Origin of the sequence: Candidatus Pelagibacter ubique HTCC8051 (assembly GCF_000472605.1) — a bacterium.
Classification (GTDB): domain Bacteria; phylum Pseudomonadota; class Alphaproteobacteria; order Pelagibacterales; family Pelagibacteraceae; genus Pelagibacter; species Pelagibacter communis_B.
This window is the reverse complement of the sequence record NZ_KI421440.1, coordinates 295216-307909: the sequence shown is the minus strand read 5'-3', so window position 1 is coordinate 307909 and position 12694 is coordinate 295216. Positions and strand designations below refer to the sequence as shown.

The 12694-nt window shown below is 28.7% G+C and carries 14 protein-coding genes; 11 read left to right on the top strand and 3 right to left on the bottom strand.

Annotated elements, in window-relative coordinates; translation table 11 throughout:
* Window position 1: 1 nt before the first annotated feature.
* Genes F754_RS0101605 through fabD form a run of 3 tightly spaced genes read right to left on the bottom strand, consistent with a single transcriptional unit; the run spans window position 2 to window position 1951 of the window.
* A complete protein-coding gene (locus F754_RS0101605; RefSeq protein ID WP_008544320.1) occupies window positions 2–241 on the bottom strand; it encodes an acyl carrier protein in 240 nt (79 codons plus the stop codon).
* 49 nt (window positions 242–290) lie between these two features.
* Window positions 291–1028: a 3-oxoacyl-ACP reductase FabG gene (gene fabG, locus F754_RS0101600; RefSeq protein ID WP_023648168.1), complete on the bottom strand. Its 738-nt coding sequence runs from the start codon at window positions 1026–1028 to the stop codon at window positions 291–293.
* On the bottom strand, window positions 1025–1951 hold the full coding sequence (gene fabD, locus F754_RS0101595) for an ACP S-malonyltransferase (RefSeq protein WP_023648167.1): 927 nt from the start codon (window positions 1949–1951) through the stop codon (window positions 1025–1027). The genes fabG and fabD overlap by 4 nt, the downstream gene beginning before the upstream one ends.
* Before the next feature lie 87 nt (window positions 1952–2038).
* Here fabD and rpsF point away from each other — a divergent pair, with 87 nt between their 5' ends.
* The 11 genes from rpsF to F754_RS0101540 all read left to right on the top strand — a co-directional run bounded on the left by rpsF (window position 2039) and on the right by F754_RS0101540 (window position 12690).
* Window positions 2039–2392 carry a 30S ribosomal protein S6 gene (rpsF, locus tag F754_RS0101590; protein WP_023648166.1) on the top strand — a complete coding sequence of 118 codons (354 nt, stop codon included), beginning with the start codon at window positions 2039–2041 and terminating at the stop codon, window positions 2390–2392.
* A gap of 2 nt (window positions 2393–2394) precedes the next feature.
* Window positions 2395–2667 (top strand): 30S ribosomal protein S18, encoded by a 273-nt coding sequence (locus F754_RS0101585; RefSeq protein ID WP_023648165.1) that lies wholly within the window; start codon window positions 2395–2397, stop codon window positions 2665–2667.
* Window position 2668: 1 nt separating this feature from the next.
* Window positions 2669–3127, top strand: coding sequence for a 50S ribosomal protein L9 (rplI, locus tag F754_RS0101580; protein ID WP_023648164.1), 459 nt, complete (start codon window positions 2669–2671; stop codon window positions 3125–3127).
* A 68-nt stretch (window positions 3128–3195) separates the two neighbouring features.
* Window positions 3196–4614, top strand: a complete 1419-nt coding sequence (locus F754_RS0101575) for a replicative DNA helicase (protein ID WP_023648163.1) — start codon at window positions 3196–3198, stop codon at window positions 4612–4614.
* 20 nt (window positions 4615–4634) lie between these two features.
* Window positions 4635–7046, top strand: coding sequence for an MMPL family transporter (locus tag F754_RS0101570; RefSeq protein WP_023648162.1), 2412 nt, complete (start codon window positions 4635–4637; stop codon window positions 7044–7046).
* Window positions 7047–7051: 5 nt separating this feature from the next.
* Complete coding sequence (locus F754_RS0101565) at window positions 7052–7597, top strand: CvpA family protein (RefSeq protein WP_023648161.1); 546 nt, start codon at window positions 7052–7054, stop codon at window positions 7595–7597.
* On the top strand, window positions 7551–9032 hold the full coding sequence (locus F754_RS0101560; protein WP_023648160.1) for an amidophosphoribosyltransferase: 1482 nt from the start codon (window positions 7551–7553) through the stop codon (window positions 9030–9032). The genes F754_RS0101565 and F754_RS0101560 overlap by 47 nt, the downstream gene beginning before the upstream one ends.
* Before the next feature lies 1 nt (window position 9033).
* Window positions 9034–9591 (top strand): HD domain-containing protein, encoded by a 558-nt coding sequence (locus F754_RS0101555; RefSeq protein WP_023648159.1) that lies wholly within the window; start codon window positions 9034–9036, stop codon window positions 9589–9591.
* Between the two features lie 30 nt (window positions 9592–9621).
* Entirely contained in the window at window positions 9622–10917 is a 1296-nt protein-coding gene (locus F754_RS0101550; protein WP_023648158.1) for a glutamate--cysteine ligase, read from the top strand.
* Entirely contained in the window at window positions 10907–11833 is a 927-nt protein-coding gene (gene gshB / locus F754_RS0101545) for a glutathione synthase (RefSeq protein ID WP_023648157.1), read from the top strand. Before F754_RS0101550 ends, gshB begins: the two co-directional genes overlap by 11 nt.
* Window positions 11830–12690 (top strand): DMT family transporter, encoded by an 861-nt coding sequence (locus F754_RS0101540; protein WP_023648156.1) that lies wholly within the window; start codon window positions 11830–11832, stop codon window positions 12688–12690. Before gshB ends, F754_RS0101540 begins: the two co-directional genes overlap by 4 nt.
* The last annotated feature ends 4 nt before the right edge of the window (window positions 12691–12694 follow it).

Here is a 12694-nt window from a genome sequence, read left to right as displayed (position 1 = left end):
ATTAATTTGCTTTTCCTTCGATAAACTTAACCGCATCACCTACAGTTAAAATTTTCTCAGCTTCACTATCTGAAATTTCAGATCCAAATTCCTCTTCAAAAGCCATCACTAATTCAACTGTATCTAAGCTGTCAGCACCTAAATCATCTATAAAACTAGATTCTTCTGTTACTTTTGCTTCATCGATACCTAAGTGATCTGCTACAATTTTTTTTACTTTGCTTGAAACGTCTTCTGACATATTGATCCTTTTTAGTTATAAATTCTTATTAGTTTAAAAAGCTATTTTGTCAAGCCATATACATGCCTCCATTTACATGCAATGTTTCCCCATTAATATAATTTGACTGTTCTGAACTTAAAAATAACACAGCATTTGCAATATCATCTGGCTTACCAAGACGAGCTGACGGTATTTTTGATATAATAACCTCTTTGAATTTATCATCAATTTTATCTGTCATTGCTGTTTGAATAAATCCTGGAGAAATACAATTTATATTAATGTTCTTCTTAGCGTATTCTATTGCAAGACTTTTTGACATAGCAACAATTCCTGCTTTTGATGCTGTATAATTAGCTTGCCCTAAATTGCCTGTATGACCAACAACTGATGTGATATTTACAATTTTTCCAGATTTATTTTTTAACATTTTTTTAATAGCAAATTTACTAATTAAGAAAGTTGAGGTTAGATTAATATTTATCACTTTTTGCCATTCATCTAAGCTCATTCTAATTGCAAGATTGTCTTGGGTTATACCAGCATTATTTACAATACAATCTAAACTTCCACCTAACTCGTTTGTAGCATTATCAATAAAATCCTCAACTTTATCAGTTTGGGATATATCAAATTTTAATATTTTAATGCCCTCATAATTTTTTTTAAGTTCTTCAAGTTTTTCAATTCTAGTCCCTGTAGCTAAGATATTTGCTCCAGCTTCATTCAATTTTTTAACTATTGAATTACCTATTCCACCTGATGCACCAGTAACAATAATATTTTTTTTTATCAAATTATTCATATTTTTAAACTTTCAATATCACCTTGATTATTAATGTTGTCAATTTTTACCTCTTTGTTAATTCTTTTAACTAAACCTGACAAAACTTTACCTGGGCCTATTTCAATAAAATGATTTACATCGTTATTAATCATATGTATCACACTTTCTCTCCATCGAACTCTATTTTCAATTTGTTTTACCAGTAAATTCTTAAGTTCATCAGTGCTAGATATTTCATTAGCAGTAACATTTGAAATCAGTTTATTTTTTCCATCAGTAAAATTTAGTTTATCTAATTCTTCATTCATTATATTTGTCGCTTTATTCATTAAATTACAATGAAAAGGAGCACTGACTGGCAATTTGATATTTTTGATAGTATTTTCCTTTAAAATTATAATTAATTTATCTAGATCATCTGTCTTACCACTTAATACAACTTGACCCTCAGAATTATCATTTGCAATTTGAACACTTAAATTTTGCTCATTATTTTTTAATATTTTTTCAATTTTTTCAACTGTTGAACCTAATACCGCAACCATTCCACCTTGTCCTTTGGGAACTGAGTTTTGCATTGCATCTCCTCTTATTCTCAATATCTTCAAAGTCTCTAAAAAACTTAAGTAGCCAGCACAAGATAAAGCAGAATACTCACCTAAAGAATGTCCTGCAAAATATTTAGCTTTACTTAAATCAACGTTAAATTCTTGATTAATTACATTATAAATTGAATAACTAATTAAAAAAATTGCTGGTTGAGTATTGACTGTTAAGTCTAATTCTTCTTTTGGACCCTCCAATATGAGTTTAGATATTGAAAAATTTAATGAGTCATCTGCTTCTTTAAATATGTTTTTTACGAGATCATACTTGTCATAGAATTCCTTTCCCATACCTACCATTTGAGAACCTTGACCTGGAAAAATTACTGAAAACATATAAAAAAAACTTATTATTTTGCCTTTTTAACTATTGTAATTGAACATTTATAATAGTATATCCTCATTTTTTATTAAAGAACTTAAATGAATTTATACGAACACACAATAATAGCTAGACAAGACGCATCCCCAACTGAAATTAAGCAATTAACAGAAAAATATTCTAAAATTGTAGAAAAAAACGAAGGTGAGATTGTTAAGACCGAAAATTGGGGTCTGCTAAATCTTTCTTACTTAATTAAAAAGAATAAAAAGGGTAGCTACATTCATTTTAAAATAAAAGGCAAAGGAAATGTGATTGATGAGCTTGAAAAAAATGAAGCTATCGACAAAAAATTATTAAGATATATGACAGTAAGAGTTAAAAAATTTGATTTAGAGGCAAATTATTTCACAAAAAAAGAACAAGATGAGAAAAAGGAAAGCTATAAAAACTAATCATGCCTAAAAGACAAAGTGGAAATAAAAGAAGCAAGCAAAGTAATTTTGCTAAATTAAGTATATTCCAACCTAATAAATATAAATTTAAAAAAACATGCCCTTTATCTGCAAAAGGTGCTCCAATTGTAGATTATAAAAATGTAAGACTTCTTAAAAAATATATGTCAGAAAATGGGAAAATATTACCATCAAGAATTACAAATGTTTCACAAAAAAAACAAAGAGAATTATCCCTTTCAATCAAGAGAGCTAGAAATTTAGCATTAATATAAAATGAAAGTAATTTTACTAGAAAACGTAAAAAGAATTGGATCTATTGGTGAAGTCATAGATGTTAAAAGAGGTTACGCAAGAAATTTTTTAATTGCTAATAAAAAAGCATTATATGCTTCAAAAGAAAATATTTTAGAAGTTGAAAAAATAAAAGCAGATTTATCAAAGAAAGATAATGAAAAAAAAAAAGAGGCATCACAAATTTTAGATCAAATTAATGGTAAAGAGTATGGAGTTAAAAAACTTAGTACTGAAAATAATGAATTATATGGTTCAGTTAAACCAACTGAAATTGCAAAATTAATCCAGGAGGAAAATAAAATTGATATAAAACCTTCAATGATACAACCTATTGAAGAGATAAAATCTTTAGGAAAATTTAAAGTAAAAGTTTCTTTACACTCTGAAGTTGATGCTGAAATTACAATTAACGTTTCTTCAGCTGATACGATACAATAATTATACATTCTTTTCCCCAGACATTAATAATAATTTTATTAGATAAATAATTCTATAAATTAATGTTTATGGAAAATAATTTAAGCATCGTTAAGGATCAATTCAAAGAGTTACCTAATAACATTGAAGCTGAACAAGCTGTCATTGGCTCTATTCTAGTTAATAATGAAATCTTTGATGAAATTAATACCATTATATCTGGTACAAATTTTTATGATCCAATGCACCAAAAGATTTTTGATGCTGTTGATAATTTGATTTACAAAGGAATGCTTGCAAATCCTATTACTTTAAAAAACTATTTTGAAGATGAAAAAGATGATTTAAATGTTCCAGAATACTTAGTTAAAATTACAAAATTTTCTACATCAATAAGGCAAGCAATAGAATATTCAAAAATTGTATATGATATGTTTGTAAGACGTGAGTTAGTAAAAATCTCTGAACAAACAATGGATAGTGCAAAACTAAGTGAGCTAGACACTACAGGTCAAAATATTATTGAGAACACAGAAAAATCTTTGTTTGACCTTGCAGAAAAAGGTTCCTTTAATTCTAATCTAGTTAAGTTTGATGCAGCTATGAAAGAAACTATAGAAATGGCATCTGCAGCTTATAAAAATGAAGAAGGTATTGTAGGTGTACCAACAGGACTTAGAGATTTAGATGATAAACTTGGTGGTCTTCATCAATCAGATTTAATAATTATAGCTGGACGTCCTTCAATGGGAAAAACATCTCTTGCAACAAATATTGCATTTAATGCTGCCCAAAAATTACAAGATAACGGAAAAAAATCATCAATTGCTTTCTTTTCATTGGAAATGTCTTCTGAACAATTGTCTACCAGAATTATTTCTGAACAAGCAAGAATCAGCTCAAACGACATAAGAAGAGGAAGAATCTCTGATGAACAATTTGATAAATTTTTAGAAACTTCAAAAAATATAGCTGACTTACCTCTATTTATAGACGAGACACCCGCAATTAGTATTGCAGCTATGAGCAATCGAGCAAGACGAATAAAAAGACAACATGGTCTCGATATGATTGTCGTTGATTATATTCAATTAATGAGAGGAACTACTTTTAATAAAGATGGTAGAGTTCAAGAAATTTCCCAAATCACTCAAGGACTAAAAGCAATTGCTAAGGAACTTGGAGTGCCAGTTGTAGCTCTCTCACAATTATCAAGACAAGTTGAACAGAGAGATGACCACAAACCTCAACTAGCAGATTTAAGAGAGTCTGGTTCAATAGAACAAGATGCGGACGTAGTAATGTTCGTTTATAGAGAAGGATATTATCTTTCAAGAAAGGAACCAAGAGAAGCAACAGTTGAACATGCAGAATGGCAGGCAAAAATGAATGAAGTTGCTCACTTAGCGCAAATTATAATTGGGAAACAACGACACGGCCCAATCGGTAATGTAACTCTTGAGTTTGAAGAGAGATTCACTAAATTTAAAGATACTCAAATTAACTAAATTCCAATATAAAAGAGCTAATGATAGCTCAATTTTATCAAAGTGGAGTTCTTAAAAATCCAAAATTAGTATTTGTTTTACTTATTATTGCAATATTGAGCTTTGGTTATTATTCGAAAGATTTTAGATTAGATGCATCCTCAGAAACACTGTTGATTGAAGGTGATCCTGATTTAGCATACCTTAAAGAAGTTACAGAAAGATACGGTTCAAAAGACTTCTTAATTCTCACTTATACTCCAAATGAAGGAATGGTTACTGATAATTCAATCAATAATCTTTTAAGTTTAAAAAATAAAATTCAAAGTCTAAATTGGGTCCATAGTGTAATCACACTTTTAGATATTCCACTTTTAAATAATTCGGATGCACCATTACAAGAGAGATTGGAAAGTTTTAAAACTCTGAAAGATGAAGATGTTGATAAAGATCGTGGATTTAATGAAATTCTAAATAGTCCAGTATTTAGAAACTTTGTGATCAGTGAAAGTGGTAAAACAAGTGGAATTATCGTCAACATAAAAGAAAATGAAAAATTAGAAAATATTGAAAATTTATCAAAAGAAGAAATTGAAACTTACAAAGATAAAATAAAAAAACAAAATCATGAAAATATTTTAGAAATCAGACAAGTGATTCAAAGTTATGGAGATGTTGGCAAGATATATCTTGGAGGTATTCCCATGATAGCAGATGATATGATGACTTTTATTAAAAGTGATATTATAGTTTTTGGTTTAGGAGTTCTTTTATTCATAATTGCAACCTTATGGTTTGTCTTTAGAAAATTAATTTGGATTATAGTGCCAATAAGTAGTTGTTTATTTTCTGTTGTAATCATGATGGGATTACTTGGAATTTTAGGCTGGAAAGTAACTGTAATATCCTCAAACTTTATTGCTTTGATGCTGATACTAACAATGGCAATGAATATTCATATGAGTACTCGTTTTTTGCAATTGAGAAAAGATCATCCAACAAAAAATAATTTTGAGATTATATCCCTTACAACAAATAAAATGTTTTGGCCTATAATATATACGGTCTTCACAACAATATTTGCTTTTTTATCTTTAATTTTTAGTGGAATAAAACCAATTATTGATTTTGGATGGATGATGACATTTGGTTTAATTACATCATTTATAGTCACCTTTACTCTTCTTCCTACCCTTTTAAATTTTGCACCTACCAAAAATATATCGCTTAAGAAAGAACAAGATTCTAAAATTACAAAATTTTTAAGTATGCTTTCTTTAAAGCATAAAAATGCAATTTTTGGAGTGACTGCTGTAATCGTAATTTTAAGTATAATTGGAATTAGCAGACTTGAAGTTGAAAATAGTTTTATAAATTACTTTAATAAAAATACCGAAATCTATAAAGGAATGAAACTTATTGATGAAGAATTGGGTGGAACCACGCCTTTAGAGGTTATTTTAAAGTTTCCTGTAGCTGAAAATGAAGAGCCTACTGCTGAAAATGAAGAGTCTACAGCTGAAGATGATGAGTTCGAAGATTGGGAAGACGAAGAAGACACTAATGATGAAAAGTATTGGTTTACTAAAGATAAAATTAATAAAATAGCCTCTGTACACAACTATTTAGATAGTCTTCCGCAAGTTGGAAAAGTTTTATCGTTTTCGTCCATCATTGATGTTGCGACACAGTTAAATAATAACAAGCCCCTTGGTACTTTAGAAATGGGAGTTTTGTACTCTAAGATACCAGAAAGTATTAAAACGGAGATAATTGATCCTTATCTATCAATTAAAGATAATGAAGCCCGAATAAGTTTAAGGATAATAGACTCACAAGAAAATTTACGTAGAAATGATTTAATTAATAAAATTAATTTTGATCTTAAAGATAAGCTTGGATTAGAGGAAAGTGAATTCAAACTTGCTGGAGTTCTAATCTTATTTAATAACCTGTTACAAAGTTTATTTAAGTCACAAATTCTGACTTTAGGATTAGTCATGGTTGGAATTTTTTCAATGTTTATAATTTTATTTAGAAATATTAAATTATCTTTAATTGGAGTGGTTCCTAATTTTATTGCAGCTTTTTTTATTTTAGGGATTATAGGTCTTCTTGGCATCCCATTAGATATGATGACTATTACAATTGCAGCGATTACCATTGGAATTGCTGTGGATAATAGCATTCATTATATTTACAGATTTAAAGAAGAGTTCAGTAAAATTAAAAATTACAGTAAAACTTTAAAAAAATGTCATTCTACAGTTGGAGTTGCAATATTAAATACATCCATCACTATTGTTTTTGGTTTTTCGATTTTAGTTTTATCTAAATTTATTCCAACAATTTATTTTGGAATGTTTACAGGCCTTGCAATGTTGTTTGCAATGATATCTGTTTTAACACTGTTACCTGTATTGATCTTAGCAGTTAAGCCTTTTGGAAAATAATTTTAATGCTTGATGCTTTAAAAGATTTTTATGAAGCTATATCTATCATAGATCTTATCTATTTGTTGATAAGCATCTTTACTTTAATACAGTGTTATAAAAAAGGATTTGTTTTAAGTATATTGTCTATGGCAAAGTGGTTATTGGCTTATATAATAACATTAATTTTATTTCCAAAAATTAAACCCTATTTTAAAGGAACAATTGATAGTGAGTATGTTTTAGACGTTGGCCTTGGAATTACTATTTTTATTGTAGTTATTTTTTTAGTTTTGCTTATTAACAAAGGGATTAGTAAAGCTGTTACCTACACTGGAATTGGTGGGCTCGATAAAACATTTGGATTCTTTTTTGGTTTTATTAAAGCTTACATAATTTCAGTTTGTATCTTCTCAGGGTTTCATATTGTCTACAATCATGATAAATGGCCTATAAATAAAGATCAATCATACGTCTTTCCTTACCTTAAAAAAGGTAGTAATTATCTCATAAAAGAATTTCCGAATGAAAAAACATATCAAGACTCTAAAGAAAAAATTGAAGAACTTTGATCCAAAACTAAAAGAAGAATGTGGTGTATTTGGTGTAAGTAATGCAAAAGATGCCTCTGCTTTAGCGGCTCTTGGGCTTCACGCGCTTCAACACCGTGGTCAAGAAGGATGTGGAATAGTAACTTTTGATGGCGAAAAATACTATTCTGAAAAAAGATTTGGTTTAGTCGGCGATAACTTTAATAAGGAAAAAGTACTTAAAAACCTTAAGGGTAACTATGCGATTGGTCACAATAGATACAGCACAACTGGTGAAAATACTTTAAGAAATATTCAGCCTTTTTTTGCAGACACAAACGCTGGTGGAATTGGAGTTGCTCATAACGGAAATTTAACTAATTCAATATCTTTAAGAAATAAGCTTGTTGAAGAGGGAGCTATTTTTTACACAACATCTGATACTGAAACAATAGTTCAATTAATTGCGAAATCTAAAAGACCAAAAACAATAGATAAAGTTGTTGAAGCTATATTTCAAATTCAGGGGGGGTATGCTTTAGTTATGTTGACACAAAATTCATTAATTGGAGTAAGAGATCCTTATGGTATTAGACCATTGGTTATTGGTAAGTTAGGAGGTAGTTATGTGCTTGCTTCTGAGACATGTGCCTTAGATATTATTGGAGCTAAATTTGTCAGGGATGTTGAAAATGGAGAAATTGTTTTAATTGAAAATAATAAATTAGAAAGTATCAAGCCCTTCCCTCCTAAAAAAGTTAGACCATGTGTTTTTGAATATATTTATTTTGCAAGACCTGACAGTATTATTGATAATAAAACAGCTTATGAACATAGAAAAAATATTGGAGCTGAACTCGCTAAAGAAAATGATGTTGAGGCAGATATAGTTGTTCCTGTTCCAGATAGTGGTAACGCTGCAGCTCTTGGTTTTGCTCAATATTTAAAAATAAATTATGAACATGGTTTAATCAGAAATCATTATGTAGGTAGAACATTTATTGAGCCCAGTCAAAAAATTAGAAGTTTAGGAGTAAAATTAAAATTAAACGCAAATCAAACTACAATTAAAAACAAAAAAATTGTTTTAATAGATGACTCGCTCGTTAGAGGGACAACTTCTCATAAAATTGTTAAGATGTTATACGACGCAGGTGCTAAAGAAGTTCATGTTAAAATTGCATGTCCTGAAATCAGATATCCTGATTTTTATGGAGTTGATACTCCTACCAAAAAAGAATTGTTAGCAGCTAATAAAACTAATGATGAGATTTGCGAATATATTGGAGCAAAATCTTTGAAATTTTTATCTCTAAACGGGTTATATAAAGCAATAGGGTTTGATAAAAGAAATGATACTTACCCTCAGCTTACTGACCATTATTTTACAGGTGATTATCCTGTAAAACCTATTGATGAACTTGGAGATAACAAAGTTACTCAATTATCTTTATTAAGCACAGCTTCAAATAATTAAAATGAAAAAAGTAAGTTTCACAGAAATGAAAAATGGTACCAAAGAGGACTATCAGCTCTTGGAAAAATATGAAAAAGATTTTGAAAGGAAAACAGCTGACAGGATTATAAAATATTTAGCATCTCAAACAACAACTCTTGAAGGATATCAAATTACAAGATTAGAACACTCTTTACAGGCCGCAACTAGAGCATATAAAAATGGTGAAAGCGAAGAAATGGTTGTTGCAACACTTCTTCATGATATTGGTGATGATTTAGCTCCGATGAACCATTCTCAATATGCTGCATCAATATTAAGACCTTATGTCTCTGAGAGAACTTATTGGATTATTAAACATCATGGTCTTTTTCAAACTTACTATAGCGCTCACCATTTAGATGGAGACAGAAATGCTCGAGATAAATTTAAAGATCATGAATTCTATCAAGCAACAATCAATTTCTGTGAAAATTATGACCAAGCTTCTTTTGATCCAAATTACAAAAGTATGACTTTGGATGAATTTTATCCAATGGTTCAGAAAATTTTTTCTAAAAAACCTTATTATTATCTTTAAATAATATAATAAGATATTATCTAAGTAAAAATGATAACCTCTAAAGAACAAATAATAAATTATTTCCAATCTGGTATCAAAGAAACAAAAGATTTTAGAATAGGAATTGAACATGAAAAGTTTCTATTTGATAATAAAAATAATAAGAGAATTGATTATTCAAAAATAAAACAAATGTTTGCAGCTTTGTTGGAATTTGGATGGAACCCAATTCTAGAGAAGAATAATATTATTGGATTAAACAAGGGTGGTAAAAATATTACTCTTGAGCCTGGCAATCAAATAGAATTATCAGGTGATAAACTAAATCATATTCATGAAGCTTGTGCTGAGTCACAAGATTATTTATTTGAATTAAGACAAGTTACTCAAAAATTAAATATAAATATTGTAAGTGCTGGATTTGACCCAATTTCAAAATTAAATGAAATTCCAAATAATCCAAAACAAAGATACGAATTAATGACTAAAGATATGCCTCTTGGAGGAGAATTAAGTTTAGATATGATGTACCGAACATGTGGAACTCAATTAAACTTAGATTATAATTCTGAGGAAGATTTCATAAAAAAATTTAAGATCGTAAATTCAATAGTTCCTATTTCAATTGCTTTATTTGCAAACTCAGCAATAGTAGAAAAGAAAAAAAGTAGTTATTTATCTTATAGATCAAAAGTATGGCAAAGTACTTCAAGAGGTGGTCTCCCTAAAATATTTTTTGAAGAATTAGACTTTGAAAAATATGCTGAATTTATAATTAATTTTCCAATCTTATTTATCCAACATCAAGATACATATATTTCTGGAAGAAAATACACCTTTAAAGACTTTATGGAAGGCAAGATTAATGAAATAGGAAATAAATTACCAACAGAGAATGATTTAGCTACTCACCTCAGTACAATTTTTACTGAAAATAGATTAAAAAAATATATTGAACTTCGTTCAATGGATACTTGTGGTTGGGATTGCCTATGTTCTGGACCTGCTTTTTATATTGGAATGCTCTATGCAAATTTAGATGAAGTTTATGAAGTTATTTCTAAATGGGACAAAAGCAAAATTATCAACGCATATCTTGAAGCTCCTCAAAAAGGATTTAATACTCAACTGATGGGTAAAGATCTTTTGTATTGGGCCAGAACATTACTGGATTTATCTAAAAAAGGGTTAGAGAGAAGGGATATACTTAACAAAAATGGTAAAAATGAAACTTTATTTTTAAATCATTTACAACAAGTGATTGATAATAAATTAACTAACGCAGATCATATGATCAGTAAATTTTCTAAAACTGAAGATTTAAGCGAATTATATGATAAATAAAATTGTTGCTATTCAAGGAAACGACCCTTCAAAATTAAATCCTATAACCGATACCAGTGTCTTTCTTGCCAATGAAATTCAAAACAAAAACTACAAGATATTCTATTACGATCCTAAAGACCTATCAGTAATTAATTCAAAAGTAGTTGCATCGGGTTTTTTTATCAAATTTAATTATGAAAATAAAAAATTCTTTAAAGTTTTAAAAAAACAAAAATTAGAGCTTAACAAATGTAAGTTTATTTTAATTCGCCAAGATCCTCCATTTAATCTTGAGTATATTTCAGCAACTTACATCTTAGATACTATTAAAAATAAAGTTAAGATTTTAAATAACCCTACCTCTATAAGAAATGTATCTGAAAAACTATATTCTGTTAGATATCAAAAATTTATGCCAAGCACTATTTTTACTCAAAACATTATTGAGATTAAAAAATTTTTTAAAATACATAAAAAAGTAATTTTAAAACCCATTCATAGTTATGGTGGAAATGATATTCATCTACTAAGTAGATTTAATTCAAGGCTAATTAATAGATTTATTAAAAAACATGATCATATTATGTGTCAAAAATTTTTACCTAAGATCAGCAAAGGAGATAAAAGAGTATTTATAATAAATGGTAAAGTTTGTGGTGCAATATCTAGAGTTCCAAAACAAGGTTCTTTTTTAAGCAACATGAGCAAAGGTGCAAAACCAGCTAATATTAAATTAACTTCTAAAGAAAATAAAATTTCAAAATTAATAGCTAAAGATCTAAAAAAAGAAAAAATTTTTTTTGCTGGTATTGATTTTATTGATCAAAAATTAAATGGAGATATTAATGTAACTTCTCCAACTGGATTAAAAACATTGTATGATTTATCAGGTATTAATCTTGCTAAAACTTTTTGGAAAGAATTAAAAGCATGAAAAATCTATCAAACCAACATAAAGGGTCTTTATTAGCATTTGTTGCTGTCATGTTAATAACACCGGACTCTATTTTTATTAGACTTTCAAATATTGAAACTTGGGGAATGCTTTTTTATAGAGGAGCAATCCCTTTTATAGTTGTGCTTGTTGGACTTATTTTTTTTTATAAAAATAATCTATTTAAAGCTTTAGTTGGTATTGGATATCCTGGTATTTTTTATGTCGTAAGTTTTTCTATCTGCAATATTACTTTCATAATATCTATTCAAAATACTAATGTCGCTAATACTTTGGTAATGATTGCAATGGCACCAATGTTATCTGCTATATTAGGCAGCATCTTTCTAAAAGAAATACCAGACCAGAAAACCTGGGTTGCTATAATTATAACTTTAATTTCAGTAACTTATATTTTTTACGATTCAATAGAGATGGGTAATTTTTATGGTGATTTATTTGGTATAATCACTGCTTTTGGACTTGCTTGCAATGCTGTTATTGCTAGGTATGCTAAAAATAGGGATTTAGTTCCATCTGCTGTAATCGGTAAACTTTGTGTTGCAATTTTTGCTTTTTTTTTCGTAGATAGTTTTTCTCTTGTAGGTACGGACTTGATAATTGTACCTGTAATGTGTGTTATGTGTGTTGCTATTCCTTTTGTATTAGTGACTATTGCACCACGATTTATACCCGCAGAAGAAGTAAATTTATTTTTCTTGTTGGAGACAATTATTGGTCCATTTTGGGTATGGATGGTAATTAAAGAACAGCCTAGTATTGAAACCATCCTGGGTGGAACAGTCATCATTTTGACGATTGCAATTCACTCATTTCTTAAGCTTAAAAACACATAACTCT

Excerpts from the sequence above, each read along its gene's own strand:
- F754_RS0101605 (WP_008544320.1), bottom strand. The coding sequence starts at position 241 with ATGTCAGAAGACGTTTCAAGCAAAGTAAAAAAAATTGTAGCAGATCAC.
- fabG (WP_023648168.1), bottom strand. The coding sequence starts at position 1,028 with ATGAATAATTTGATAAAAAAAAATATTATTGTTACTGGTGCATCAGGT.
- fabD (WP_023648167.1), bottom strand. The coding sequence starts at position 1,951 with ATGTTTTCAGTAATTTTTCCAGGTCAAGGTTCTCAAATGGTAGGTATG.
- rpsF (WP_023648166.1), top strand. The coding sequence starts at position 2,039 with ATGAATTTATACGAACACACAATAATAGCTAGACAAGACGCATCCCCA.
- F754_RS0101585 (WP_023648165.1), top strand. The coding sequence starts at position 2,395 with ATGCCTAAAAGACAAAGTGGAAATAAAAGAAGCAAGCAAAGTAATTTT.
- rplI (WP_023648164.1), top strand. The coding sequence starts at position 2,669 with ATGAAAGTAATTTTACTAGAAAACGTAAAAAGAATTGGATCTATTGGT.
- F754_RS0101575 (WP_023648163.1), top strand. The coding sequence starts at position 3,196 with ATGGAAAATAATTTAAGCATCGTTAAGGATCAATTCAAAGAGTTACCT.
- F754_RS0101570 (WP_023648162.1), top strand. The coding sequence starts at position 4,635 with ATGATAGCTCAATTTTATCAAAGTGGAGTTCTTAAAAATCCAAAATTA.
- F754_RS0101565 (WP_023648161.1), top strand. The coding sequence starts at position 7,052 with ATGCTTGATGCTTTAAAAGATTTTTATGAAGCTATATCTATCATAGAT.
- F754_RS0101560 (WP_023648160.1), top strand. The coding sequence starts at position 7,551 with ATGAAAAAACATATCAAGACTCTAAAGAAAAAATTGAAGAACTTTGAT.
- F754_RS0101555 (WP_023648159.1), top strand. The coding sequence starts at position 9,034 with ATGAAAAAAGTAAGTTTCACAGAAATGAAAAATGGTACCAAAGAGGAC.
- F754_RS0101550 (WP_023648158.1), top strand. The coding sequence starts at position 9,622 with ATGATAACCTCTAAAGAACAAATAATAAATTATTTCCAATCTGGTATC.
- gshB (WP_023648157.1), top strand. The coding sequence starts at position 10,907 with ATGATAAATAAAATTGTTGCTATTCAAGGAAACGACCCTTCAAAATTA.
- F754_RS0101540 (WP_023648156.1), top strand. The coding sequence starts at position 11,830 with ATGAAAAATCTATCAAACCAACATAAAGGGTCTTTATTAGCATTTGTT.